The organism is Acidobacterium sp. FHG110202_01 (assembly GCF_059115305.1).
This window is the reverse complement of the sequence record NZ_JBZYWJ010000005.1, coordinates 113,146-137,812: the sequence shown is the minus strand read 5'-3', so window position 1 is coordinate 137,812 and position 24,667 is coordinate 113,146. Positions and strand designations below refer to the sequence as shown.

22 protein-coding genes and 1 riboswitch are annotated in these 24,667 nt (G+C 57.9%); of the genes, 11 read left to right on the top strand and 11 right to left on the bottom strand.

Going from position 1 to position 24,667, the window contains the following annotated elements; genetic code table 11:
* Nucleotides 1-12: 12 nt before the first annotated feature.
* The 6 genes from AC5S16_RS12110 to thrC all read right to left on the bottom strand — a co-directional run bounded on the left by AC5S16_RS12110 (nt 13) and on the right by thrC (nt 5,577).
* Nucleotides 13-1,083, bottom strand: coding sequence for an HlyD family secretion protein (locus AC5S16_RS12110; RefSeq protein WP_493930334.1), 1,071 nt, complete (start codon nt 1,081-1,083; stop codon nt 13-15).
* A 35-nt stretch (nt 1,084-1,118) separates the two neighbouring features.
* Nucleotides 1,119-1,856: an ABC transporter ATP-binding protein gene (locus AC5S16_RS12105; protein ID WP_493930333.1), complete on the bottom strand. Its 738-nt coding sequence runs from the start codon at nt 1,854-1,856 to the stop codon at nt 1,119-1,121.
* Entirely contained in the window at nt 1,849-2,973 is a 1,125-nt protein-coding gene (locus AC5S16_RS12100) for an ABC transporter permease (RefSeq protein WP_493930332.1), read from the bottom strand. Before AC5S16_RS12100 ends, AC5S16_RS12105 begins: the two co-directional genes overlap by 8 nt.
* 2 nt (nt 2,974-2,975) lie before the next feature.
* Nucleotides 2,976-3,692: a TetR/AcrR family transcriptional regulator gene (locus AC5S16_RS12095; RefSeq protein ID WP_493930331.1), complete on the bottom strand. Its 717-nt coding sequence runs from the start codon at nt 3,690-3,692 to the stop codon at nt 2,976-2,978.
* A gap of 261 nt (nt 3,693-3,953) precedes the next feature.
* On the bottom strand, nt 3,954-4,316 hold the full coding sequence (locus tag AC5S16_RS12090; RefSeq protein ID WP_493930330.1) for a MoaD/ThiS family protein: 363 nt from the start codon (nt 4,314-4,316) through the stop codon (nt 3,954-3,956).
* Nucleotides 4,306-5,577, bottom strand: a complete 1,272-nt coding sequence (thrC, locus tag AC5S16_RS12085; protein WP_493930329.1) for a threonine synthase — start codon at nt 5,575-5,577, stop codon at nt 4,306-4,308. Before thrC ends, AC5S16_RS12090 begins: the two co-directional genes overlap by 11 nt.
* A gap of 169 nt (nt 5,578-5,746) precedes the next feature.
* Nucleotides 5,747-5,860: riboswitch (SAM riboswitch) on the bottom strand.
* Between the two features lie 237 nt (nt 5,861-6,097).
* On the opposite strand from thrC, the gene AC5S16_RS12080 reads away from it, so the two are divergent.
* Nucleotides 6,098-6,754, top strand: a complete 657-nt coding sequence (locus AC5S16_RS12080; protein ID WP_493930328.1) for a hypothetical protein — start codon at nt 6,098-6,100, stop codon at nt 6,752-6,754.
* Nucleotides 6,755-6,942: 188 nt separating this feature from the next.
* On the opposite strand, the gene AC5S16_RS12075 is transcribed toward AC5S16_RS12080, so the two are convergent.
* On the bottom strand, nt 6,943-7,869 hold the full coding sequence (locus tag AC5S16_RS12075) for a metallophosphoesterase family protein (RefSeq protein WP_493930327.1): 927 nt from the start codon (nt 7,867-7,869) through the stop codon (nt 6,943-6,945).
* A gap of 164 nt (nt 7,870-8,033) precedes the next feature.
* Between AC5S16_RS12075 and AC5S16_RS12070 the strand changes: the two genes are divergently transcribed.
* Both AC5S16_RS12070 and AC5S16_RS12065 read left to right on the top strand, forming a co-directional pair.
* Entirely contained in the window at nt 8,034-8,375 is a 342-nt protein-coding gene (locus tag AC5S16_RS12070; RefSeq protein ID WP_493930326.1) for a PadR family transcriptional regulator, read from the top strand.
* On the top strand, nt 8,372-10,981 hold the full coding sequence (locus tag AC5S16_RS12065; protein ID WP_493930325.1) for an ABC transporter permease: 2,610 nt from the start codon (nt 8,372-8,374) through the stop codon (nt 10,979-10,981). Before AC5S16_RS12070 ends, AC5S16_RS12065 begins: the two co-directional genes overlap by 4 nt.
* Nucleotides 10,982-10,989: 8 nt before the next feature.
* On the opposite strand, the gene AC5S16_RS12060 is transcribed toward AC5S16_RS12065, so the two are convergent.
* The 3 genes from AC5S16_RS12060 to AC5S16_RS12050 form a co-directional block, all read right to left on the bottom strand.
* Nucleotides 10,990-11,283 (bottom strand): type II toxin-antitoxin system RelE/ParE family toxin, encoded by a 294-nt coding sequence (locus tag AC5S16_RS12060; RefSeq protein WP_493930324.1) that lies wholly within the window; start codon nt 11,281-11,283, stop codon nt 10,990-10,992.
* Nucleotides 11,280-11,552: a CopG family ribbon-helix-helix protein gene (locus tag AC5S16_RS12055; RefSeq protein WP_493930323.1), complete on the bottom strand. Its 273-nt coding sequence runs from the start codon at nt 11,550-11,552 to the stop codon at nt 11,280-11,282. The genes AC5S16_RS12060 and AC5S16_RS12055 overlap by 4 nt, the downstream gene beginning before the upstream one ends.
* 69 nt (nt 11,553-11,621) lie before the next feature.
* Complete coding sequence (locus AC5S16_RS12050) at nt 11,622-12,602, bottom strand: ROK family protein (RefSeq protein ID WP_493930322.1); 981 nt, start codon at nt 12,600-12,602, stop codon at nt 11,622-11,624.
* 175 nt (nt 12,603-12,777) lie between these two features.
* On the opposite strand from AC5S16_RS12050, the gene AC5S16_RS12045 reads away from it, so the two are divergent.
* The gene (locus AC5S16_RS12045) at nt 12,778-13,431 is read left to right on the top strand and encodes a TetR/AcrR family transcriptional regulator (RefSeq protein ID WP_493930321.1); all 654 of its coding nucleotides are present in this window, start codon (nt 12,778-12,780) and stop codon (nt 13,429-13,431) included.
* Nucleotides 13,432-13,471: 40 nt separating this feature from the next.
* On the opposite strand, the gene AC5S16_RS12040 is transcribed toward AC5S16_RS12045, so the two are convergent.
* Entirely contained in the window at nt 13,472-13,780 is a 309-nt protein-coding gene (locus tag AC5S16_RS12040) for a hypothetical protein (RefSeq protein ID WP_493930320.1), read from the bottom strand.
* A gap of 76 nt (nt 13,781-13,856) precedes the next feature.
* On the opposite strand from AC5S16_RS12040, the gene AC5S16_RS12035 reads away from it, so the two are divergent.
* The 7 genes from AC5S16_RS12035 (at nt 13,857) to AC5S16_RS12005 (ending at nt 24,639) form a co-directional block, all read left to right on the top strand.
* Nucleotides 13,857-14,957, top strand: a complete 1,101-nt coding sequence (locus tag AC5S16_RS12035; protein ID WP_493930319.1) for a cell division protein FtsQ/DivIB — start codon at nt 13,857-13,859, stop codon at nt 14,955-14,957.
* Nucleotides 14,954-16,183: a cell division protein FtsA gene (gene ftsA, locus AC5S16_RS12030; protein ID WP_493930318.1), complete on the top strand. Its 1,230-nt coding sequence runs from the start codon at nt 14,954-14,956 to the stop codon at nt 16,181-16,183. Before AC5S16_RS12035 ends, ftsA begins: the two co-directional genes overlap by 4 nt.
* Before the next feature lie 12 nt (nt 16,184-16,195).
* Nucleotides 16,196-17,515 carry a cell division protein FtsZ gene (gene ftsZ, locus AC5S16_RS12025; RefSeq protein WP_493930317.1) on the top strand — a complete coding sequence of 440 codons (1,320 nt, stop codon included), beginning with the start codon at nt 16,196-16,198 and terminating at the stop codon, nt 17,513-17,515.
* Between the two features lie 605 nt (nt 17,516-18,120).
* The gene (locus AC5S16_RS12020; RefSeq protein ID WP_493930316.1) at nt 18,121-19,362 is read left to right on the top strand and encodes a penicillin-binding transpeptidase domain-containing protein; all 1,242 of its coding nucleotides are present in this window, start codon (nt 18,121-18,123) and stop codon (nt 19,360-19,362) included.
* 361 nt (nt 19,363-19,723) lie between these two features.
* Nucleotides 19,724-21,316 (top strand): NAD(P)H-hydrate dehydratase, encoded by a 1,593-nt coding sequence (locus tag AC5S16_RS12015; RefSeq protein ID WP_493930315.1) that lies wholly within the window; start codon nt 19,724-19,726, stop codon nt 21,314-21,316.
* Complete coding sequence (tsaE, locus tag AC5S16_RS12010; RefSeq protein WP_493930314.1) at nt 21,313-21,789, top strand: tRNA (adenosine(37)-N6)-threonylcarbamoyltransferase complex ATPase subunit type 1 TsaE; 477 nt, start codon at nt 21,313-21,315, stop codon at nt 21,787-21,789. Before AC5S16_RS12015 ends, tsaE begins: the two co-directional genes overlap by 4 nt.
* A 297-nt stretch (nt 21,790-22,086) precedes the next feature.
* The gene (locus AC5S16_RS12005; RefSeq protein ID WP_493930313.1) at nt 22,087-24,639 is read left to right on the top strand and encodes an ABC transporter permease; all 2,553 of its coding nucleotides are present in this window, start codon (nt 22,087-22,089) and stop codon (nt 24,637-24,639) included.
* The last annotated feature ends 28 nt before the right edge of the window (nt 24,640-24,667 follow it).

Genomic DNA, 24,667 nt, shown 5'->3' with positions numbered 1-24,667 from the left:
AGGACGGCAGGCCTATGGGGCGTTCGCCGCGCGTTCAGGCGCATGAATGAACACGTCCACCTGCTGGCCCACATACACCGGGAACCGTGGCGGATCGAAGCGGAACTCCAGCTGCAGCACGCGCACATCGACGCGCTCGGAATTCGAGCCGGTCAGGTTTTCCTTGGGCACCATGTAGGGCACGATGCGCACGAACTGCATTGGAAACTGCCGTGAAGAATCGCCCTTGAGCATGGCAGTAGCCGTTGAGCCGGGAAGCACATGCGATGCGTTGATCTCATCGACATCCACGCGCACCATCAGCGAATCGGTATCGCCAAAAAGAACAGGCGATGTGCCGGCGGTGCTCGAAAGATATTCGCCCACGCGATTGTTTATCTGAAGAATTTTTCCATCCGCAGGAGCACGCACCGTCATCTTGTCGAGAAGGACTTTCTGCTGATCACGGGTCGCAACCATGGACTGCAGATTGGCCCGCTGTTCGGCAAGCGAGGCCTCGGCATTATGCAGTTGCGCTTCTGCCTGGCGCACCTGCGCCTCAGCCTGCTGCCAGCGCGCCTTGTCGGCATCGCGCGTCTTCGCAGCAGTGATGTTCGCCTGGTCGGAGATAATGCCGTCCTTGTGCATTCCCTCATTGCGCTCGGCAATCTGCTCGGCATCGTCGTAAGTCGCTTTCGCCGTCTCCACCGCGGCCTTCGCGCTGTTCAGGTTGGCCTGCTGCGTCAGGATGTCGGCCTGCGCAGTCTGCACCGTGGCCTGCGCCTTGGCAACGTTCGCATCCGCCTGCTCCACGATCGTGCGTTGCTCACGGTCGTCAATCGAATACAATTTATCGCCGCGATGCACGATGTCATTCTCCTTCACATACAACGCAGTCAACTGGCCGGAGACTGGAGGTGCAAGGTTATAGTTACGGTCCGATGCTTCCACCAGCCCAGTTGCCGCAATCGCATTCTGGTATGGCGCGGCGGGCGGAGCAGCGATCGGCTTCTCATGCGGCACGCGACGCGCTGAAACTGTGACCCACACTGCGATCAGCACAACTCCCAGCAGCGGTACAAAAATGCTCAACCGTTTCGTCATCACGCCATCTCCTCGTAAGGCGGGGCATTGATTTTTTATGAATGGACCCGCAGTTCGTTCTTGTGAATGGATAAGACGCGCCCGTCCAGCATCTCTGCAATGCGGTCGCCATAAGGAAAGATTCGGTTGTCGTGCGTCACTACCACGATGGCGCGATCATCGGTGAGCGCAGTTGACCGGAACATCTCAAGAACCATCTTCCCTGTTTCGCCATCGAGCGCCGCCGTAGGCTCATCGCATACGATCAGGCGCGGTTCTGTAATCAAGGCACGCGCAATAGCCACACGCTGCTGCTGCCCTCCGGAGAGTTGTGCGGGCAGAAAGTTCGCGCGATCTGCGAGCCCCACTTTTTCGAGATACAGCTTTGCCTTTGCGACTGCTTCCTCATAGTCCGTGCGATGAATCAGCAGCGGCACCGCAACATTCTCCGCGGCTGTCAGCGTTGGCAGAAGGTTGTATTGCTGAAAGATGAAGCCGATGTTGTCACGGCGGAAGGCCGTCTTCTCCGCCTGGTCAAGCTGGTCGATGCGCGTGCCGAATACATTCACTTCTCCTTCGGACGCGTCGAGAATTCCGGCAAGCACGCTGAGCAGCGTTGTCTTGCCGCAACCCGAAGGCCCGACCAGCAACAGCAGCTCGCCCGTATGCACGTTAAAGTCGACATCCTTCAGCGCGCGCACTTCGGTTGCGCCTTCTCCGAATGCCTTGGTCACATTGCGCAGGCAGGCTGCATGTGTGCCATTCGCTGTATCGCACTCGCTCACGTTAGCCACGGAACACCACCGCCGGTTCAAGCTTCACTACTTTGCGGATGCTGATCAGAGCCGATAGCAGACAGATCACAATGATTGCAACGAAGCTGATCACCACCATCGGCCATGGCGTTGCAAAAGCAACTTTGCTGTCCTGGCCGCCGGCAAGCAGACCAAAGATGCCGCCCAGTCCGGCTCCTCCGCCGAATCCAACAAGACCTACTAATAACGCCTGCAGCAGAATCATCTTCGTCAACGTTACGGAACTTGTGCCCATCGCCTTCAGTGCGCCGAAGTAGCGCTCATTCTGCAATGCAAACTGGTAGAACGTTTGCCCTACGATCGACATGCCCACCAGGAACACCATCGCCAGCGAAAGCCCGATGCTGATAGGAATGCCCGTGTTCTTGAGGTAATAGTCCATCGTCACCCAGTGGAATTCCTGCTCGGTATAAGCTGCCAGCCCAGTTGCCTTCTTGATTCGCTGTGTTACTTCATTGATCGGAACTCCGTCCGCCGGGGCGGCCAGTACATAGTTCAACTGCTTACGCTGCTGCGGCGCGTATTGCAGTGCGCGGTCATACGAGGCATACACAAATGGGTTTGAGAAGAAATCACGCGGCACATCCGCGATACCCACCACGCGCGCCTGATTATCATTCATCTCAAACGTATCGCCCGGCTTCGGATCTCCCAGCTTCTCAGACTCTGCCCTGCCGATAATCACAGCTTCATCCTGTGTCAGCAGCTGGCTTGTTCCGGCAATCATGTGCGGGCGGCCGAAGAAAGTATCGTTGTCGAGACCATACAGACGCACTGTTTGGAAATTCCCATCCGGCATATGCGCGGACACCGTCTGCAGCAGCAATGGAACTGCCCACTTCACTCCGGGAACACTGCGCACGCGCTGCAAGTCTGTGTCGAGAAGCGGCTTGCTCTCGTCAACGCTGCGCAATTGTGGATCGCACACCCAGATGGGCGCGCCGACTACTTCCACTGGCCGGGCGGTCCGTAGAATGAGCCCGCAAAAGATAGACCCCTGCTGCAGAAAGAGAAACGAAACAACAATCAGGCTGCTCACCAGCGTGAAGTATTTGCTGCGGTCGCCCATGAGCATCTTGATCGCGATCTGCCACATATTTACCTCGCCTGTTGCTCACGCTCAAGACCGCGCAGTCCGAGCGCGACAAAGTGCGCTATATGCTCTGAAATTTTCTCGATGTACTCAGGGCTATGCGAATCAACGCCCCCGATGACCCGATACGTCGCACGCGCCTTATAGGCGTGCAAACACTGCCCGATGATCCCCGAAATCACCATAAACCCTCGTTCCTGCGAAATTCCCGGGGTGAGCATCAGGATGAGCTGCTGAAAAATATTTCCGATAGGCAGAAAAAATTCGCGCACGACCTCTTCAAATTGCGGACTGCCTGCGGACTGCTCACGCATAATCAGCTGCGAATGTTTGTGGTCCGGATGCATCAGCTCTTCAAGGAAAACCTTTATGCAGGCACGTAAAGCCTCTTCCGCCGCGTTACGCGCCTTTGATCTCTGCGCCACTTCCAGATACTCCTGCATCCGCTCGCGCATTGTGCCGGCCGGAGCGAGACATGACCGCAGGCATTCGCGATAGAGCGCGTCCTTGCTGCCGAAGTGGTAATTCACCGCTGCCACGTTCACGCCCGCTGCCGCAGCCAGATCGCGAACACTTGTCTGCGAGTATCCTTTTTCGCCAAACAATTCCATAGCTGCACCAATCAGACGCACACGTGCATCGTCTGCTTCCCGGGGCTTGTTTTTCTGCATAAAGGCGGACTGGCGCCGCTTAAGTTTTGTCTTCTTAGAGGTAGCAACCATGATTCAAACAATCGTTTGAAACGATTGTTTGAATACTACGCCTGAAAAGCTCAGGGCACAAGAGTACTGTGCATGGAAAAGAGTGGAATTTCCGTCAAGAATTGTTAAGGAGCTTTGGGAAATTAAAGGTGGTGGCCTCCCGCCCTTTCGCAAAAACCGCGAAAGGATGGGGCACCTATTTTATTTGTGGCGGGAGAAGGGAAAAGCAGGTCCTGCCCCTTCACTTCATTCAGGGGCAGGATGACAACCTTTTTATGCAGGTTAAGAGCAGGTGCAATCTTCCTGCCCGCAATAAGAGCAGCAGGTGCAGGTGCCGTTTGGCGCGAAGCGCGTTTGCCTGTGCGGCGAGCACCCGCCGGCGATCGACGGGATCACCAGCACCTCATCGCCATCCTGAAAGGAGTACTTCTCATTGCCGAGGAAGCGGATATCTTCCTCGTTGACATAGAAGTTGATGAAGCGCCGTACATTGCCTGTCTCGTCGCGCAGATGTGTCTTGAGGGCGGGAAAGTTTGTCTCGATGTCATCGATCAGCGCGGGCAGATTTTGTGCGCTTGACTGAATCTCCTTTGCGCCATTGGTGTGCTTCTGAAATGCATTGGGCAGCAATACTCTAACGGACATCTACGCCTCCTGATACCAGCTCGTTCAATTCCTTAATTTCGTTGATGTAGTTCTCAAAGTCGGTCAGGCGCGGACGAATCGCGGCTTCCTGTTCGTATGCACCGTTGAGCACGTCTGTCGTCTTCAAGCCATTGCCCGTGATGCAGGTGACAGTCAGCTCGTCTGGCTTGATACGGCCATGCGCATAGAGCCGCGCTGTGACGGCAGTCGTCACGCCGCCGGCGGTTTCGGTAAAGACGCCTTCCGTCTCGGCCAGCTCCTGGATCGCTGAGACGATCTCGACATCGGAAACATCCTCGGCCCATCCACCGCTCTGGCGAATCGCGCGTGCGGCATACACACCGTCTGCCGGATTGCCAATCGCCAGCGAGCGCGCAATCGTTGAAGGCCGCTGCGGCTCAATGTGATCGGCACCCGTCTTCACTGCCTTGGCGATGGGCGAGCAGCCTGTGGCCTGCGCTCCGAAGAAGCGCACTTCCTTCGGCTCGACGAGTCCGAGCGTGATCAATTCCTTGAAGGCCTTGCGAATTTTTGTGATGAGCGAGCCGCCCGCCATGGGGACAACCACGTTGTCCGGCAAACGCCAGCCGAGCTGCTCGGCGATCTCAAAGCCGACGGTCTTCGAGCCTTCCGCATAATAAGGGCGCAGGTTCACGTTCACGAAGCCCCAGTTGAAGCGGTCGGCAATCTGCGAGCACAGGCGGTTCACGTGATCATAGTTGCCGTCGATGCGGATCAGGTTCGCGCCATAAACCTGGGTGTTGAGAATCTTCGCCGCTTCGAGGTCCGCGGGAACCAGAATGTAGGTCTTGAGGCCAAGGCGCGCTGCCTGTGCTGCGACTGCGTTTGCGAGGTTGCCAGTCGAGGAGCAGCCCACCGTATCAAAGCCGAAGCCCTGTGCCGCCGCGAGCGCTACCGCTACCACACGGTCCTTGAAGCTCAGCGTAGGCAGGCACACTGCGTCGTTCTTGATGTAAAGATTCTTTGCGCCAATCCGCTCGGCCAGACGCGGGGCCTTGAGCAGCGGCGTCCATCCCGCGGGCGTCTGCGGGACATAATTTTCAGGGACCGGCAGGAGCGCCTGGTAGCGCCACATATTGGTGGGGCCCTGCGCAATCGACTCGCGCGTTACTGTCTTCTTCGCGGCGTCGAGATCCACCTGCACTTCCAGCGGCGAGAAACACTCGTCACAAATCGAGAGCGGCGCGTTTTGATAACGCTTGCCGCACTCCCGACAACATAATTCGTAAGACGTAGACATTCAGCCCTCGCATCCGAGAGCGGCGTCGTGGAAGCCTCGTCGGGATACGCCCCGTCGAGGTGCAGTTATGCACGGGCAAGTGACTAAAACTCTGGTACTGCCTACTGCTTTACTACCGGTACTGCTAACACCTGGGATTTAGCGAGATGCGATACAGCCTGCACCCCGAATCTCATGTACCCCACCACTTAAGGTGAGCGAGAGTTGACACCGATGTCTCAAATTGCTTGAGCCGGTTGTCGTGGCGTCACAGGGCCCGTCCCTCAGCCACTCTGCATGAAATTCAGGCTCGCTCACAAGGAGCAAACTTGAATGTTTAGTTTGTATCACAGGGATTTTGGGAATGCAAGCAGCAGCGATTTCAAGAAAATAACAACCGAGCAGGTTAAAAGAGAATTAACAATTAAGGTTACCAAAGTGCAACCCAAAGATTTGAGGGCTTCATCGTAGTTTCATGATGTTAAGTCCCTGACGTGCGCGGAAATGGCATGTCAATAACTCATGTTATGAGGGTAACTTAGTGAAAATCCTGGTAATCGCTACTCTTTTCGCTTTCCCGATAACAAGCCTTGCAACCACAGCCACCATCAACCAAGGAAATACTAACGATCCTGGTTCCGACAATTCAGCATACGAGTCAGGAGGGGCCGCACAAGACACTGCTCCAGCTCCAGGTGCAGAGAGCAAGTATAGCGGCAGCATCTCCTACACTGGCATATTCACCTACGAGAGCATCAATCAAGGTATTCTCAACGGCACAAGTCAGAAGATGGCAGGATGGGGCATCACCCCGGAGCTGAATTTCACAAAACATATAGGCCTTCAAGGGGATTTTGTCACCACCTATGCGGACACACATCCCAGCATCACTCAGTTCACAATTGCAGCGGGTCCGCGTTATACCTTGAATCCTTTTTGGAAAGGCACTCCTTTTTTCTTTGGAGAAGCTGGTGAAACACGCGTAGCTCTTGGCACTTATGGCGGCTTATATCATCCAGGGACAACCTGGGAGCCAACCGCCTCGGCTGGAATTGGTTTTGATTTCAATCTGACGCCGCGTTTTGGTCTACAGTTTGTTCCTGGCGAATGGATGGGCCAACGATTCGATTACAACGGCTCATGGCAAAACAGCTACATGGCACGGTTTGGTATCGTCTTTAATTTTCGCCGGAAATAATTTCTCTGAACACAGGCTGTAACCGGTCATAGTGCAGCCTGTGCTCGCATGGGCAGGCGGGCCTACTTCAAGCCTTCTATTGGCTCTGGCAGTATTTTGCGCTCAGACTCCCGCTCACGAGTCTTTCGATTTGCTCAGGATAAATTCCAAATAGCTGAGCGTATGCTCGGGTTGCGCTCCTTATTCTTTTACGTATTCTGTGGATCGATGCTTTTGAAACCGTAGGTCTCATACCGCGTTGAGAGCTTGCCGTCTTTCACGTCCACAACAGTAAAGCCTTCGGGAGTGCCCATGCGGGTGCCGCGCCACCAGTTGCCGCTCACTGCGCCGCTGGTGATGTAAGGCACGCCTTTCCAGACCACCGTTTCGTTGATGTGCGTGTGACCCTGCAGCACGCCGAGCACATTATGGCCTTCGAGAAGAGCAATCACTTCGCTCGAATTCGCCACGCTCATCCCATGATGCTTGGGCGGTTCGGCAGGCACAGGAACGTAGGAGTCGAATGCTGTCACCAGAGGAATGTGCGCTGCGACGATCACCGGAGCTGTCGCGGGTAAAGCCTTCAGGTCGGCAGCAAGCCACTGCAGCTGGCCGGCATCGACGCGTCCTTCATAGGCGCGATCTTCAGTGATGCCGATCGTGTCGAGCACGATGAAATGCACTCCCTTGTGGTCGAAGGCGTAGTACGTTTTGCCGAAGCGCTCTTCGTACATCTTCTTTCCGTAGAGCGGGTCTGTGGGAGATGCTCCGCTTGCCGTATAAACGCCGAAGCAATCGTGGTTGCCGATGGTGTGATAGAGCTTCAGGCCCAGATCCTGCTCGGTTTTCCCGTAGAGATCAAAGAGGCCGGCAGCACGATCGCGGCTCACGCCCAACGAATCGAAAACATGGTCGCCGCCTTGGATGGCGAAGTCGCTCCTGATAGTGCGTGCCTTTTTGAAGCACATATCGCATCCCTTGGCGGCATCAAGCTCAGGCTGCAGGTGGGTGTCTGTCAGGAAGAGGAAAGTGAAATCAGCGTGATCTGCGGCGCCGGCTTTTCCAAAGAGCTCGGAAGGAGCCATTGCCGCAACGCCAGCCGCGCCTGCCAACTCCAGAAATTTTCTGCGATTCATAGTCATTGTTTTGGGAAATGGATGTTAATAGCCTAATGAAGGTTCATTAAAGCATATTGAAAATTGCTTCAGCCGCAGCAGTCCGCTATTAAGAAGCGTTTATTTTCTCTCCTTGACAACTTAGGAAAGTTCCTCTTATATTCCTAATTAATTTAGGAGACGCTGTGCCGGAACCTACCCAGATCCTCCCCGGAACCCTTGACCTGCTCATCTTGAGAGCTGTCTCCCTCGGCCCCTTGCACGGCTATGGCATCCTGCTGCGCATCGGGCAGATCTCCGGACAGGCGCTGCTCATCGAGCAGGGTGCGCTCTACCCTGGCCTTTTTCGTCTTGTGCGCCAGGGACTCCTCAAAACAAAGTGGGGCATCTCTGAGAACAACCGCCGCGCCAAGTACTACGAGCTGACCGCTGCGGGCCGCAAACGCCTGCGCGAAGAAACCGAGAATTGGAACCGCCTCGTCTCCGCCATCGCCACCGCTCTCGCCCCGCAGCCGGAGGAAATATGAGCTGGAAGACCGAACTCGACGAAGAACTGCGCTCCCACATCGAGCACCGCGCCGCCGATCTCGAACGCTCCGGCCTTTCGCGCGCCGAAGCCGCACGCCGGGCACGCATCGAGTTTGGCGGCTTCGAGAAATACAGAGAGGAGAGCTACGAAGCCTCCGGCAGAAGCTTTTTCGAAACCCTGGGGCAAGACATTCGTTACGGCCTGCGCATGCTGCGCAAATCTCCCGGCTTTACCGCCGTTGCCGTTCTGACATTAGCGTTGGGTATTGGTGCCAACACGGCCATCTTTTCTGTCGTCAACGCTGTCCTTCTTCGCCCGCTGCCCTTTCCGCGCCCCCAGGAGCTGGTCGTCCTCACCGAAGCCAACCCGCAGCAAGGCGGCGGCACCGACACCGGTTCTTCCTATGTGAACTTTGCCGCGTGGCGCGCGCAAAACCGCACCTTCACGGAAATGGCCGGCTACCAGTTCCACGATCTCACGCTGACCGGCGCAGGCGACCCAACTTCTCTCGATACCGTCATTGTGACCCCAAGCCTCTTCTCCGTGCTCGAAGTCAAACCGCTTGCCGGCCGCCTTTTCCGCGAAGAAGACGGCCAGGAGGGCGCGGCTCCCGTCGTTCTGTTGAGCGAAAAGCTGTGGCGCAGCCGCTTCGGCAGCGACCAAAACATCGTGGGCAAATCGATCAACCTCGACAAGCGCCCCTTCACTGTTGCCGGGATCATGCCCGCAGCGTTTCATTTCCCGGTGAGCATGCCGAATGAGGATATCTGGATTCCGCTGGTGCAAGACCCGCTTTTTGGCAAGTGGATGACGCGGCGTGGAGGCCACTGGCTGCGCGTTGTCGGCCGGCTGCGGCCCGGCCTCTCTCTCGATCAGGCACGCACCGGGATGGCCACGATCGCCGCGCGCATAGCGAAAGACTCCCCGGCCGAAGATTCCGGCTGGACTGCGCATGTTACCCCGTTGCAGCAGATGGTGGTGGGCCAGGTAAAATCCCCGCTGCTGGTCCTGCTCTGCGCGGTCGGCTTCGTGCTGCTGATTGCCTGCGTCAACATCGCCAATTTGCTTCTGACCCGCGCCACCGCCCGCGCAAAGGAGATTTCCGTCCGCATCGCTCTCGGCGCGGACAAGCGCCGCATCGCCCGCCAGTTGCTCACTGAATGCGCTATCCTCGGGCTTCTCGGCGGTCTCGCCGGAGTAGTGCTGGCCTATCTCGGCGTATCGAGCCTTGCCTCGCTCCTGCCTCCGGGCCTGCCGCAGGCTCAGTCCATCCGGGTCGATGGCTTCGTACTCGGCTTTGCGCTCCTGCTCTCACTCGCTGCCAGCCTGGGCTTCGGACTCGCGCCTGTTTTGTTTACCGCCAGCTCCGACCCACAAGCAAACCTCAGAGAAGGCGCACGCACCGGAGAAAGCCGGAGCAATCAGCGCGTGCGCAGCTTTCTCGCCATCGCCGAAGTGGCGCTGGCCATGGTCCTGCTGGTTGCTGCCGGACTGCTCATCCGCAGCTTCTCCATGCTCACCGCCGTCCATCCGGGCTTCGAGCCGAAAAACGTAGTCACGGCCGATATCTCTCTCCCGCAGTTCCAGTATTCCACGCCGCAGCAATGGACTGCCTTCACCAATGAACTGCTGAGGCGACTGCAATCCGAACCGGGCATGAAAAATGCAGCAATGACTGCTCCCCTGCCTCTCACAGATGGCTTCATCAATCTTGGGTTCACCATCGCCGGCGATCCGCCTCCGTCTCCTGGAACAAGCCTTTTAGCTGACTATGTAGCGGCCTCTCCCGGCTACTTCTCCGTGATGGGCATTCCGCTGATGCAGGGCCGCCTCTTTTCTGACAGCGATTCATCCACGATGCCGCCCGTCGCTCTAATCAGCGAAACTCTGGCGAGACGCTACTTCCCCAACAAAAATCCGCTGGGAAGGCAAATCATGATCGGGTTTCCGCCAAATGGCACGATTGCACGCGAAGTCGTCGGCATCGTGGGTGATGTACGCGATGTCTCCTTAGGCGAGAACCCAGGGCCTATGGTGTATGTGCCCTTTGCGCAGGCGCCTTTCTGGGGAGGCAAGGTCGTCGTCAAAAGCACGCTGGGCGTTCCTGAAGTTGCCGGCACACTCCGCCGCGTCACACGCGATATCGATAAAGACCTGCCGGTAACAGAAGTTGCCGCTCTCACCGATGCAATGAGTGAATCCGTGGCCGAGCCCCGTTTCCGCACTTTGATCCTTGGATTGTTCAGCGCCATCGCGCTCTCACTCGCCGCCGTGGGAATCTTCGGCGTCGTTTCATTTTCTGTATCGCGCCGCACGCAGGAGATCGGTGTGCGCATGGCGCTCGGCGCCAGCCCTGAAAACGTCCGCCGCCTGGTCATGGGAGAATCGGCGAAGCTCGTGCTCTTCGGCCTGGCCATCGGCATCCCCGTGGCCGCGATGCTGACGCGCTTTCTCAAAAACCTGCTCTTCGCGGTGCGTGCTACGGACCCGCTGACATTTATCAGCGTTTCGCTCCTGCTCATCGTCGTCGCGCTCGTCGCCGCCTGGATTCCGGCACGCCGCGCCATGCGCGTCAACCCAGTGGTTGCCCTCCGCTATGAGTAGAGTTGGAATTATTTGCCGCTAAAGTACTCCGGCCATCGTTGAGCGCCGTGCATCACCGCAAGAATCTGCACAACCTCGCTGACAATCCGATAAGCAACAACATAGTTTGTTGCTGTAACTACCATTTCACGGGTTCCAGCAACCCTGCCTGAACGTCCGGCATGAGGAAAATGAACTAGAGCTCCGACTGCTTCATAAATCTGATTTACCACGCGGTCCGCTCCAGCGGGACTGCGCTCATAGAGGTAAGCATCCAGGCTCAGCAGATGGGCCTTTGCAGTCTCAGTCCACTCAATTTTCAACGGGCTCGGTTGGTCCTTCTTGAAGCTCGCTGCGCATCCAGCTCACGCCCTACCTCTTCGTGAGAGACAAGCCGCCCTTCCTTTGCGTCGCGCAACCCTTTCTGAACGAGGCTGGCATGATAGTCCTGCATATCCAGATAGTGATCGATAGCTTCGTTGAGGATGAAGGTACGGTCCCGATGCTGGACACCCGCCAGCTCGTCAATTTTTTTGAGTCTACGGACTGTGGTCCTAAAACTGACAGCCTTCATTTCGTCGATAGCAGTCATAATATTGGAAATTATACGAAATGATGATGTCTTATCAGGTGGCCGTTGAGGCCAAAATTTTCTGCAGCCCTACCTCTCGATGAAAGGCAGCATCGCCGCCCCCAACAACCCCGAGTCCGGCCCCAGCCGCGCCGCTACTACGTTAGTCTTCGACTTCTCTACAACACCCGGATCAGCCGGCCTGGACAACCGATAGATATAGCTGTCTGCATCGAGCGCTGCAAACATCGCCGGAGCGAACAAGTCCCACGCTGCTGCTACGCCGCCGCCAACCACATAGAGCGGCAGGTTCAGCGTGCTCACCAGGCTCGCCAGCCCGATGCCCAGCGCCTTGCCCACGCTGTCATAAATCTCCTGGGATTCGCGGTCACCCGCCTGCGCAGCCTCCGCGATAGAACGCGCAGTGACTGTATCTGAACCGTTTTGCGAGGCACTGGTCGTAACCAGCTTTTTCCCGATCCGCGCAATTGCCGTAGCCGAAGCATACTGCTCGAGGCACCCCTTGCTGCCGCAGCCGCAGAGCAGTCCATCATGATAGACAGGCACATGTCCGAATTCGCCCGCCATTCCGGCAAAGCCATGCCACACATGGCCATTCAGGATGATCCCGTTGCCCACGCCCGTCCCCAGCGTAAGCATGCAGAGCGAATTGAATTCCGTGTCCTTCCCTGCCCCGGCATAGCACTCGGCCAGCGCCGCAGCATTGGCGTCACATTCCACTACCACTGGCACTTCGAGCCGCTGCTCTAATTCTGTCTTCAGCTCCAGCCCTTCAAACCCAGGAAGGTTCGGCGGAGTCAGCACGCGCCCCGAAGGCAGCTCCAGCGGTCCGGGGCAGCCAATGCCGACCCCCACAAACTCCCGGCCTGCGCCATGTTCGGCCACCAGCTGCTTCACCGCCACGCACATATCGTCGAGCACAGCTTCGGGCCCATCGCCCACGCGGGTCGGAGTGGAAACTGCTGCTCCCAACCGCTCCCATTCAGGAGTAAACGCGGCGATACGCAGGTTCGTGCCACCAAGGTCAATGCCAATTGAGAATGTGCTCATGACAGGTATGTTCCAGTCTACATGGTAACGTTATCTATCTTTTGCGAAAGAAAAAGAAATTTCTTGCCGCATTTTCATATGCGAAAAAATAATCGCCCCACAAAAACATTCTCTCAATTTTATTTAATCAATCAATTGATTGACAAATAATCAATTGATTGATTAAATATCGCTTATGGAAACTCTCCCTATCCCCGACTGGTGCCGCGCTTTCCTGGAGCCGCAGGATGAACACGCCAAACGGAGACTGCTGTTATTGCGGGCAGCCTTTGACGTAGTTGCTGAAGCAGGCTTTGAAGGTCTTCGCACGCGCGCGGTTGCCGAGCTTGCCGGGGTCAATATCGCTACCCTTCATTATTACTTTCCCACCAAGCAGGACCTGATTGAGGGTCTGGCGCAGTTTCTGCGAGCGAAGTTTGTTGTCCTTCATGGGCCGCAGCCCGCACCGTCGGGATATCCGCCGCTCGACCACCTGCGGCAGGAATTTTCCGACGTGCAGCATTACTTCATTCAGGAGCCGACGATGCTCCTGGTCATGCAGGAGTTCGGAATGCGCGGCAGGCGCGATCCGGAGGTGCAGAAGGTTGTAGATCAGATGCATTTCTACTGGCGTCAGGGACTGGAGTTGATGGTATCGGCAGGCGTGGCCGATGGCGTTTTTCGCTCCGATATAGATCCCGGAGAAATGCTCGCCATGCTTATGTCGATCCTCTCAGGCATATCGGCCACTGGCGGCGACAGAATTGGTGAAATTGAGCGAATCACCGAGTCATGGATTCTCTCCGACAAGGTCAAAAAGCAACTCAGGCAGGCAGAATCAAAGAAATGAGCAGACCGCATTTCACGTAGCCATTATCGGCGGCCTCTGCCTATGCATAGGGACTGAAGAAGACCGGGCGGTCTACGAGCGTGACGAAATACCCGCATCGCGGCCGCAGGGATTTCGCATCCATATTCACAGCAGTTGAAGCCTCGAGAAAATCCATGGAGCTGGCCGTCAGCGAAAGAAGGCCTTCGGCATCGCGAAGACGGCCATGCGGGTCATCAAACGCCGTGCCTCCGCTGTAAAGAAAATTATTTTCAGCCTGGACTCCCCTGCCACTGCTCTCCCGTGCGCGATGGCGCCTGAAAGGCGCCGCCCCGCTGGACGCGCAGTCCTGTTTTCTTCCGAGGTTCATCCTGGCAAACTTCCGACTATCCACAGCACCCTGCGCGATATAGTGAGGCTGGCGACTCTCACGACTCGGCTCGGGCGTGGCGAAAATCAGTTCCTATCAAAACGGCCCCGCGGTTGCGGAAGAAGAACTGTCTGACGAGTTTCTCCGTCCGGCAGCAAAATCCCGCACGCGGCCTCCGCGTCCTCTGCCCCGCGAAGAAGAGGATGGCGGCGAAGATGAAGTTTTTCTTCGCGCGCGCAAGCGTGTCCCTGTGCGCAAGGGCCTTTTGCCCCCTTTTCTTACCCGGACCCCGATCGGCCGGGCCATTCTCGGCATCTCGGCGCTCGCTCTTGTTGCTCTATGTGCATTTGTGGTGCTGGCGATCAGGAATTTCTTCGATCATGACCCGCGTTTCCGCATCGAGTCCGCCTCCTCCATTCAGATTGACGGCAACAGCCAGCTGACCCGCCCCGGGCTGCTCTCCGTTTTCGGCGCCGACATCGGCCGCAACCTCTTCTTCGTCCCGCTCTCCGATCGCCGCAAGCAGCTCGAGCAGCTTCCCTGGGTAGCGCATGCCACTGTCATGCGCGTGCTTCCCGACCAGCTTCACGTCGCCATCATCGAGCGCACGCCTACGGCCTTCGTTCGCGTAGGCAATAAGATCAAGCTCGTCGATGCCGAGGGCGTCATCCTTGATATGGCCCCCGCTGCGCTCGCTGCCAAACATTATTCGTTCCCGGTCGTGACCGGCATCAATCCAGATGACCCGCTCTCCGTGCGCCGCCCCCGCATGCGGATTTATCAGAAGTTCATGGATGAAATCGACACTGGCAGCGAGAAGGTCTCGCAGCAGATGAGCGAAATCGACATCTCCGATCCTGAAGACCTTCAGGGCCTCGTCTCGGAAAAGGGCTCCGATATCCTGCTGCATTTCGGGCAGGACAATTTTCTCAATCGTTGGAATTCCTACAAGGCGCACCTGGCTGAGTGGAAGCAGCAGTATCCAAACCTTGCCTCCGTAGACCTGCGCTATGACCGCCAGGTCGTCCTCAAAATGACGAAAGACACGGAGACGAACCAGGCACAGAATTCTCCAGTAGCAGCCCCTGTTCCCCAGAAACCCGCAGCCAATACGGCAATCGCAAAAGCGCCGGTAAAGCCGCATCACGCAGCTCATCTCCACAGGAAGAAAGCATGAGCCAGAAGACAGAAAATCTCCTGACGGTGCTCGATGTGGGAAGCGCGAAGACGCGCGTGCTTGTCGCCGAGCTGCATGAAGGAGCGCTGCGTTACCGCGCCCACGGCATAGCCGACTCAAAAGGCATGCGCAAGGGCGTGATCGCTGACTTGAAGCAGGCCACTGAGTGCGTCAACCAGGCAGCCAGCGCGGCTGAAGCCATGGCACAGGCCACGGCTCCGGCAACCATCGATAGCTGCATCATCGGCGTAGGCGGAGCGCATGTTCGAGGCGTCAACAGCCGCGGAGGCATCAGCCTGGGCACGCGCCTGCGCGAGATCACCCGCGACGATGTCCGCGCCGCCGTTGATCGTGCCCGCTCTGTATCGCTGCCCGCCGACCGCGAAACGCTCCATCTTCTGCCGCAGGAATTCATCCTCGACGAGCAGCCCGGCATTCACGACCCCGTCGGCATGATCGGCAACCGTCTTGAAGTGAACCTGCACATCTCGACCGCCTCGGCCAGCGCCTTGCAAAGCATCGTCACCTGCGCCAACAAGGCAGGACTCGAAGCGACTGAATCTGTCTTTGAAGGCATCGCCGCCGCTGAATCCACCGTCTCCGCTGACGAGCGCGAGCTGGGCGTCTGCCTCATCGACATCGGCGCCGGATCGTCAGAATTAGTCGTCTTCTTTGAAGGCTCGGTCGCGCACACCGCCGTCATTCCCGTTGGCGGTGACCACTTCACCAATGATCTCGCCGTCGGCCTGCACGTCTCCGTCGAAGAAGCCGAGTGGATCAAATGCAACTATGGCCACACGGTCGTCACCACCGTGCCTTCGTCAAATGAGATCGAGCTCCACGGCATGCCCGGACACTCTTCGCGCACCGTGCGCCAGCGCTATGTAAGTGAAATCCTCGAGCCCCGCTCGCGCGAGCTGTTCCATCTGCTGCGCGACAACCTCCGCCAGGGCGGCGTGCTCGAAGCTCTGGGCGCAGGCTGCGTGCTCACTGGCGGCGGAGCGCGCCTTCCCGGCCTGCTCGACGACGCCGAAAGCCTTCTCCGCGTGCCCGCGCGCATCGGAGCTCCAGTGCCGCTCTCGCGTATGCCCGAAGAATTGATCGTGCCCGAGAACGCCGCTCTCGTAGGAATGCTTTTGTATGCCCACCGCACCAGCGTGACCCGTGCGGCGGAAGACCAGGGACTGCGCGCCAAGCTGCGCGCCATTTTCGCAGGAAGCCTTTAGGAGCCGAAGCCTATGAACTCAGAAGAAATCCGCATTCAATATGACGAACAGATCCCGCGCGGCGCCAAGATCAAGGTCATCGGCGTCGGCGGAGGAGGCGGCAACGCCGTCAACCGTATGATCGCCGCCCGCGTCGAAGGCGTGGACTTCATTGCCGCCAACACCGACGCGCAGGCCCTGCAATTGTCGCAGGCCCCGGTCAAGCTGCAGCTCGGCATGAAGCTGACCAGCGGCCTCGGCGCCGGCGCCAACCCTGACGTGGGCCGCCGCGCCGCGCTGGAAGACTCCGAGAAGATCATCGAAGCTCTCGAAGGCGCCGACATGGTCTTCATCACCACCGGACTTGGCGGCGGCACCGGAACCGGTGCTGCTCCCGTCATCGCTTCGCTGGCCAGCGAAATGGGCGCTCTCACCGTCGCCGTTGTGACCCGTCCATTTGGCTTTGAAGGCAAGCGCCGCATGCTGCAGGCCGAGCGCGGCATGGAAGAGCTGCTCGAAAGCGTTGACACCATGATCGTGATCCCCAACGAGAAGCTGCTCGCTGTCGCGAAGGATGCCGGCTTTTTCGAATCCTTCCGCATTGCCGACGACGTGCTGCGCCAGGGCGTGCAGGGAATTTCTGACATCATCACCATCCCCGGCATCATTAACCGCGACTTCGCCGACGTGAAGACCACCATGGCCGGCATGGGTTATGCCGTCATGGGCACGGCCGTGCGCAATGGCGCCAACCGCGCACTTGAAGCCGCGCAGGCCGCCATGTCATCGCCGCTGCTTGAATCCGGAGCGATCGACGGAGCCAAGGGCATCCTCATCAACATCACCGGATCGAGCACCCTCAAGCTCAACGAAGTCAACGAGGCCTCCTCGCTCATTCAGAATGCAGCGCATGAAGACGCCAACATCATCTTCGGCGCCGTTCTCGATGAAAACATGGGCGACGACCTCAAGATCACTGTTATCGCCACTGGCTTCCGTCAGGAAGCAGCCGAGCGCCGCGATCGCATGCTGAATGCAGCGCTGCGTGGTCCTTCTGTACCGCAGGTCAACATGCAGCCGGCCCAGCCCGCCACTCCGCGCTTCATGAGCGAAGAAGAAGAGGTCGAAATGCCCGCGCCGCGCCGCCAGGTTCCCATCGTCGCCCCGGCAGCCGCTGCGCCTGCATCCGCGCCAACTCCGCAGACACAACCTGTCGTTGTAGCTGAACCGGAGCCTGTCGCCGTTGCTGTTGCAGAGTCTGCGCCGCAGAGCAATATCTTCGTTGAAGAGCGTGACAATGGTCACAGCGATGAGCTCGATATCCCTGCTTTTATGAGGCGCGGGGGTTTATAAATCAGGCTCCGATGGGTATAGTTAAAATATTCGCTTGATACAAAACCCCTTTGAAAGACACAAAATTAAAAGTACGGGGCACTTTTTCGTGCATCCATAAAAGGTAGCCCCGTCCAGGATTTTGCAGGGCACAGCTTGTTTGAAGGGTAGAAGCACCGGACTTTAGTCGGGGTCCCCATCACACGCGGTGTTCGTGTAATGGGGTGATTGAGTCCGGTGAACACCAGTGGCAAATACAAGGGGCTTTAGCCCCGGCTGTCATTCAAACAGCCAACATTCTGGTAGGCCAAGGCTCTGCGGTTCACGAAATGAGCCAATTGTTTTGAAGGGGCACGGCTTCAGCCGTGCCGTAAGACAATGCACAGAAATGCGGCTTTAGCCGCTGAGGGATTGTAGATTTTCTTTTGTCTCCCGAGGCTGCTGGCTGAGCCGATATATAGAATGCAGGGCATCAGAGGACATTCGCTCCCTGATGCTCGAGATTTCCGAAACGGGAACTCACCCATTTCGGAACAGACGCCGATTTCGGCAAGTATTTTTTGAAAGTTCCAGGCTGTTGCAGTGCGTACGATGCAGTTCAGTATCTGGGCCCGGGGTGAACATTGATGAAACGCATCGCATACTTCTTACTGCTGGGACTCATGGCGCTCCCTGTATCTCTCGTGGCCGGCACCACGACCACGCGCCATACCGTACGTCGCTCGCGTACGCGTGTTCAGGAATCAGCCAGCGCCGAGCAGCACGCTACGCGTCTGCAGCATAGCCGGCGCGCTGCTCGTATTGAGACCGTCTCGCTCACAACAACTCGCCGTCGCGGACGCCGCTCCAGCCTCCGGGTTCGCCGCGGTTCTTACGAGCGCTTCACCGGCAACTCCTTTGCCGACGCTGATCTGACCACAGGCGATGTCACCACCGGCGAAGATCCCGTTGTACGCCAGGCCGCCATGGACGCGCTCGGCAACATGAACGGAACCGTCGTCGCCATCGATCCGAGCAATGGCCGCGTCCTCGCCATGGTGAACCAGAAGCTCGCGCTGTCGAGTGGCGCTGAGCCCTGTTCGACCATCAAGCTTTCCGTCGCGCTCGCTGCTCTGCAGGAAGGCCTCATCACCAGAGACACTCCGGTCAATCTTGGCGGCCACTACCACATGAACCTCACCGAGGCGCTGGCCCACTCGAACAACCTCTACTTTGAAACCCTCGGCCGCAATCTCGGCTTCGAGCGCGTGCGCCACTACGCCAATGAATTCGGCCTCGGCGAGCTTGCCGGCTATAACATCCCGCATGAGCAGCTGGGCATTTATCCCGACGAGCCTCTGCCCGACAGCCAGGGCGGCGTAGGCCGCATGTGCTCCTTCGGCGAAAGCGTGTCGATGACCCCGCTGCAGCTCGGCGCTCTGGTCTCAGCCATCGCCAACGGCGGAACGCTCTACTACCTTCAGCACCCGACCTCGCCCGATGAGATTCTCAACTTCCAGCCGCGCGTCAAGCGCACGCTGGACATCGGCAAGCTCATCCCCGAGATGAAGGACGGCATGCAGGCCGCCGTGCAGTACGGAACCGCGCGCTCCCTCAAGGCCAATTTCAACCAGTTCCCCATTCTCGGCAAGACCGGCACCTGTTCGAACAATGGGACCCGTTACGGCTGGTTCGCTTCTTATGCTGATACACAATATGGCCGCATCGTGACCGTCTTCTTCCTCGAAGGCGGAAGGCCCACCTTCGGTCCCAAAGCAGCGGAGCTGACCGGCGTCTTCTACCGCAATCTCTGGGACAAGAACTACTTCATCAGCAAGCCTGCCACGGAAACAGCCAGCACCAGGACTGCTGCCGGCCAATCGCAATAAGGGAACTTAGGAACTCTACACAGCTTGTCGCTTTTTCATAAATTGTCATCCCGACCGGACCCTGAGCAACGCGAAGGGGTAGCGGAGGAACCTGCAGTTTTCTTCATCAAGCGTTCATTCTGACCCTGAACTTGTTTAAGGAGAAGGGTCTCAGCGTTCTTCGGCTGGATTACATCAGAAATCAGGTTGTAACAATACCCATCATCATCCGTGCTTTATCATTGAAAACAAGGGATTTGCCCATAACCATTTTTATTTTCAATACCTTACTCCGGCATACGATCGGAGCCTATATTTTTCAAAGACTTGAATCCCCTCCCCACTGTCTGCGATCCATTCACTTCAGGTAGGATGACATCAAATGAAAATCCTGACTGCCGGCGAAATGAACGCCGCCGATCGCCTCACCAGCGATCGCTATGGTGTCCCTTCTCTCGAACTGATGGAGCACGCCGGGCAGGCCGTCGCCCGCTTCGTGCTGCGCGAATTTCCTCAGGCCAAGCGCATCACAGTTTTCTGTGGTAAAGGCAACAATGGCGGCGACGGCTTCGTGGCGGCTCGTGCTCTAGGCAAAGCAGGACGCGAAGTCAAAGTACTGCTTCTTGGTGATCCCTCCGATCTCAAGGGCGACGCCGCAGCCATGTTCCGGAAGCTCGAAATCGCTCCCGTACTGGCTCCGACGGAAGCCTCCTTCCCATCTCCGGAGATCAACAAGCTGCTGGCGGATTCCGATCTTCTCCTCGATGCTGTTGTCGGCACAGGCTTCAAGCCGCCGCTCAGAGATGCAGCCGCGGCCTTGCGTGACCGCGTCAACGCACTCACCACCCCTGTCGTCGCCGTCGATCTTCCCTCAGGATGGGATGCCGACTCACGCGACTATTTTTTTGAGGGCGCATACCGCGCCGATGCTGTCGTCACCTTTACAGCACCGAAGATCGCTCACGTCTGCGGCAACCTCACCAACAGCGCCCATAAGCCAATCGTTGTCGCCGGCATCGGCTCGCCCGACGAAGCCATCCAGTCCGAGCTTGCACTTGCCTGGGCCGGCACCTCAAAGAAAATTGCTGAAACCCCACGTCCTGCCGAAAGCAACAAAGGCCGCTTTGGGCATGTCCTCGTAATCGGCGGCTCTTATGGAAAGGCCGGAGCTGCCGCTATGGCCTCACTCGCAGCCTTGCGCACTGGAACAGGCCTGGTCACCGCCGCCGTGCCCCAGCCCATTCTTGAAGCTGTGGCAGCAGTCACCCCGGAGCTGATGACCATGCCCCTCCATGCCGGAGCGCGCGGTGAAATCAGCAGCGCCAATCTCGACAAGGAGATACTGGACGAGCTGCTCGAAAGAAAGACCGTGCTCGCCATAGGCCCCGGACTGGGCCAGGCCCAGGAAACCGAGCAGTTCCTCTTCGGACTGCTCGCCGAAACTACTCATCTCCCCGCAATCCTCGATGCAGATGCGCTCAATATCCTCGCCCGCCACATCGGCAAGCTCAATCCCCGCAATCGCCTGCTGGTTCTTACTCCGCATCCCGGTGAAATGGCCCGCCTTACCGGACTGAGCGTTCAGGAGGTACAGGCTAACCGCGAGTCACTGGCGCAGGAATTCGCCATGAAACATCACGTCGTTCTCGTCCTGAAAGGCTGGCGGACGCTCATCGCTCATCCTGACGGAAGTATCTTCATCAACACTACCGGCAATCCCGGTATGGCCAAAGGGGGCAGCGGAGATATCCTGACCGGCATCATAGCCGCTATGGTGGCGCAACATCCGCATCTCGCAGGCGACGCCGTCAACGCAGCCGTCTATCTTCACGGACTGGCCGCCGACATCGCCGTCCGCGAGCAGGATGAGCACACCCTGCTCGCCACCGATACTGTTTCTCATCTTTCATCTGCTTTTCGCTTTCGTTCACAGGACGAAGGCGGGTATGTTTGGATACAGGGGATGCCGCGATGACACAAGCGACAGGAATCAAAGCCCACGAATTCGAGACCAACAGCGCAGCTGACACCATCCGCGTCGGCCATGAAATCGTGAAACTGCTCACACCGCCAAAGTTCCTGATCCTTAAGGGCGACCTGGGCGCTGGCAAGACTACCCTCGTTAAAGGCATCGCCGAAGCCCTCGACGCCGCGGAGCCCGACGAGGTCACCAGCCCAACCTTCACCCTCATCCACGAATACGAAGGCACGCGCCACGAAGACGGCAAGGACGAGCCTGTGATGCTCTATCACCTCGACCTCTACCGCATTGAGCAGGAGCGCCAGCTCGACTCCCTCGGCCTCGACGAAATCTCCACCCCTGACAGCATCGTCCTCGTCGAATGGGGAGACAAATTCCCTTCGGTCGTCAAACGCTCGAATGGGGAAATTGTCATGAAAGCCGCCGGCGGCGACTCCCGCAAAATCACCGTCACGCTGAAAGATTGACCCTTTACAAAATCAGCAGATGATTGTCCTGCTCTAAACCAAACAACTGATAGCTTTGGGGGCGGAGCAATCTCATATCTGAGCGACTCGAACTGGATGCACTAGTCGAGTTGAAGGACGATAGCATTCCCGAAGGGTTTTGGTCGAATATATATCCAATACGAAAGATTTCGTTGACATCTACGAATATCTTCGTATATACCTGTCCAGTAGTTTATTAAAGCGGCTGGCGCAGAATTCTCTGAGGCGCGATATGCTTTCTGCCCGTGCAAGCCGAGATATGTGGGGGTTTGGGCGATGAGAGTTCTGCTGCAGGACCTGGGTTATGCATTCCGCCAATTGCGCAAGACTCCGGGCTTTACCGTCACTGTTTTGCTGACGCTGGCCCTGGGCATCGGAGCCAATTCGGCCATCTTCACGCTGGTCAACTCCATATTGCTGCATAACCTGCCGGTAGTCGATCCCAACACCCTTGTGCGCATTGGCGACAAGGATGACTGCTGCGTCAATGGCGGATGGAATGACAATGGCGATTACTCGCTCTTCGCTACCGATACCTACTACATGTTCAAAAAGAATCTGCCCGAGTTCGAAGAGCTGGCCGCAATGGAGTCTGGCTACGCCTGGCGGCCCATTACCATCCGGCGCGCCGGACCGCAGACAGTGGCGAAGTCCGTCATGGCGACCTTCGTCTCCGGCAATTATTTCCGCGTTTTCGGGCTTTCGCCGGCCGCTGGACGCCTCTTCTCCGATGCCGACGACCAGAAGGGCGCGCCCCTTTCTGCCGTCATGAGCTACGACACATGGCAGCAGGATTATGCAGGCAATCCGGGCGTGGCAGGAAGCGCGGTTTACATCAATACCAAGCCGGCCACCATCATTGGCGTAGCTCCGAAGGGTTTCTATGGCGACCGCATCGATACCAATCCGCCGAAGTATTTCCTTCCCATGAATGCGATGGATCCGGTCATCGGCGCGCCGTACTTTAACGATCCTGACACGGAGTGGGCCTACATCATCGGTCGGGTAAAGCCGGGAACATCTCTGGCCGCCCTTCAGGCCAAGACCAGCGCGCTGCTCAAGCAGCAGTTTGCGCCGCTCAAGACATTTACGGATCCGCGCGCCCAGAAGGTTCTTCCCCGCACCCACGTAGTGCTTACACCTGGAGGTGGAGGCATCCAGAACATGCAGGATGACTACAAGGACCACCTGAAGCTGCTGCAATGGATCGCCGCGCTCGTCCTTCTCGTTGCCTGCGCCAATATCGCCAATCTTCTGCTCGTTCGTGGCATGAGCCGCAGGGCTGAGCTGTCCATTCGCTCAGCACTCGGCGCGCAGCGCAGCCGCATTGTGCGCCAGCTGCTGACGGAAAGCGTGCTTCTCTCGAGCATGGGCGGCCTGCTCGGCCTCGCAATTTCCTATCTCGGAGCGCACGCGCTGCTGGCGCTCGCCTTCCCTAACCAGCACAACATGCCGGTCAGTGCAGCGCCTTCGCCTCTTATCATCGGTTTTGCCTTCGTGCTTTCGCTCGTTACCGGCGTTCTCTTTGGACTTGCTCCGGCGGTAATGGCAGCGCGCACGCAGCCCATTGAAGCCCTGCGCTCGAACGCGCGCACAACCGCCCACGGAGCATCCCTCCTCCAGCGCTCGCTCGTCGTCCTGCAGGCAGCGCTTTCGCTCGTGCTTCTCGTTGCCGCGGGTCTTTTCGTTCAGAGCCTCAACAAGGCCCAGAACGTCGACATGAAACTGGATGCAACCAACCGCTACATTGCCCACATCAATCCACAGGCCGCCGGCTACAAGAACACAGAGGTTGAACTCCTTTACCAGACCATCGTAGACCGCTTCCACGCCATTCCTGGCGTTCTCAAAGTCGGCCTCGCCACCTACACGCCAATGGAGGCGAACAACTGGGGATCTGGCGTAAAAATTCAGGGCGAACCGGACATCAATAAAGGCGCTTCTTGGGTGAAAGGCACTCCGGAGTATTTCGATTCTGTCGGCACTCATATCGTCATGGGCCGCGGCTTCACGCAGCAGGACAGGTTGAATGCAGCGCCCGTAGCCGTCGTCAACCAGGAATTCGTCAAGCGGTTCTTCGGCAAACGCAATCCCATCGGCCATCGCTTTGGTTTTTCCGGCCCCGGCAAGGCCGGCATGGATGGAGCGCATGAGATTGTCGGCGTGGTGGAGGATACCACCTACACCAGTGTCTACTGGAAAGACCACGCCATGTACTTTCTGCCCCTCACACAGCCGGCCGGCACCATCAACGACCCCGACTTCGCCCTCGAAAAAGACCAGTCCATGTATGCCGGAGCCATGGTCATCCAGACCGCCCATCCCATCGCCGGTCTTGAAAAGATCGCCGGCGACACCCTGGCGAGCATCAACCCCAACCTCACCATCGTAAAGTTCCAGACATTCCAGCAGCAGATTGACGACCGCTTCATCGAGGAGCGGCTGATCGCGCGCCTCACCTCGCTCTTCGGCCTGCTGGCGCTTCTGCTCGCCGCCATCGGCCTGTATGGCGTCACGGCCTATACCGTAGTCCGCCGCACGCCGGAGATCGGCATCCGCATGGCGCTGGGAGCGGCGCGCAGCCGCGTCATTGGAATGGTCATGCGTGGAGCCATGCTGCAGGCCGCAGCCGGTCTCGCCATCGGCATCCCGGTGGCAATCTTCTGTGTGCGGTACGTCAAGTCGCAGCTCTATGACATCACCCGCGTGAATGTGCCGGTCATGGCCATCGCTATTGGAGTGCTGCTGCTTGCGGCTGCCATTGCCGGCATCATTCCCGCGCGGCGTGCAGCCTCCATCGACCCCGTACAGGCCTTGCGCATTGAATGAGCTGCGCCTTCGTAATGGGGCGACAAGT

Coding starts and splice junctions, on each gene's coding strand:
- AC5S16_RS12110 (WP_493930334.1), bottom strand. CDS start 1,083: ATGACGAAACGGTTGAGCATTTTTGTACCGCTGCTGGGAGTTGTGCTG.
- AC5S16_RS12100 (WP_493930332.1), bottom strand. CDS start 2,973: ATGTGGCAGATCGCGATCAAGATGCTCATGGGCGACCGCAGCAAATAC.
- AC5S16_RS12095 (WP_493930331.1), bottom strand. CDS start 3,692: ATGGTTGCTACCTCTAAGAAGACAAAACTTAAGCGGCGCCAGTCCGCC.
- AC5S16_RS12090 (WP_493930330.1), bottom strand. CDS start 4,316: ATGTCCGTTAGAGTATTGCTGCCCAATGCATTTCAGAAGCACACCAAT.
- thrC (WP_493930329.1), bottom strand. CDS start 5,577: ATGTCTACGTCTTACGAATTATGTTGTCGGGAGTGCGGCAAGCGTTAT.
- AC5S16_RS12075 (WP_493930327.1), bottom strand. CDS start 7,869: ATGAATCGCAGAAAATTTCTGGAGTTGGCAGGCGCGGCTGGCGTTGCG.
- AC5S16_RS12065 (WP_493930325.1), top strand. CDS start 8,372: ATGAGCTGGAAGACCGAACTCGACGAAGAACTGCGCTCCCACATCGAG.
- AC5S16_RS12055 (WP_493930323.1), bottom strand. CDS start 11,552: ATGACTGCTATCGACGAAATGAAGGCTGTCAGTTTTAGGACCACAGTC.
- AC5S16_RS12050 (WP_493930322.1), bottom strand. CDS start 12,602: ATGAGCACATTCTCAATTGGCATTGACCTTGGTGGCACGAACCTGCGT.
- AC5S16_RS12045 (WP_493930321.1), top strand. CDS start 12,778: ATGGAAACTCTCCCTATCCCCGACTGGTGCCGCGCTTTCCTGGAGCCG.
- AC5S16_RS12040 (WP_493930320.1), bottom strand. CDS start 13,780: ATGAACCTCGGAAGAAAACAGGACTGCGCGTCCAGCGGGGCGGCGCCT.
- ftsA (WP_493930318.1), top strand. CDS start 14,954: ATGAGCCAGAAGACAGAAAATCTCCTGACGGTGCTCGATGTGGGAAGC.
- ftsZ (WP_493930317.1), top strand. CDS start 16,196: ATGAACTCAGAAGAAATCCGCATTCAATATGACGAACAGATCCCGCGC.
- AC5S16_RS12020 (WP_493930316.1), top strand. CDS start 18,121: ATGAAACGCATCGCATACTTCTTACTGCTGGGACTCATGGCGCTCCCT.
- AC5S16_RS12015 (WP_493930315.1), top strand. CDS start 19,724: ATGAAAATCCTGACTGCCGGCGAAATGAACGCCGCCGATCGCCTCACC.
- tsaE (WP_493930314.1), top strand. CDS start 21,313: ATGACACAAGCGACAGGAATCAAAGCCCACGAATTCGAGACCAACAGC.
- AC5S16_RS12005 (WP_493930313.1), top strand. CDS start 22,087: ATGAGAGTTCTGCTGCAGGACCTGGGTTATGCATTCCGCCAATTGCGC.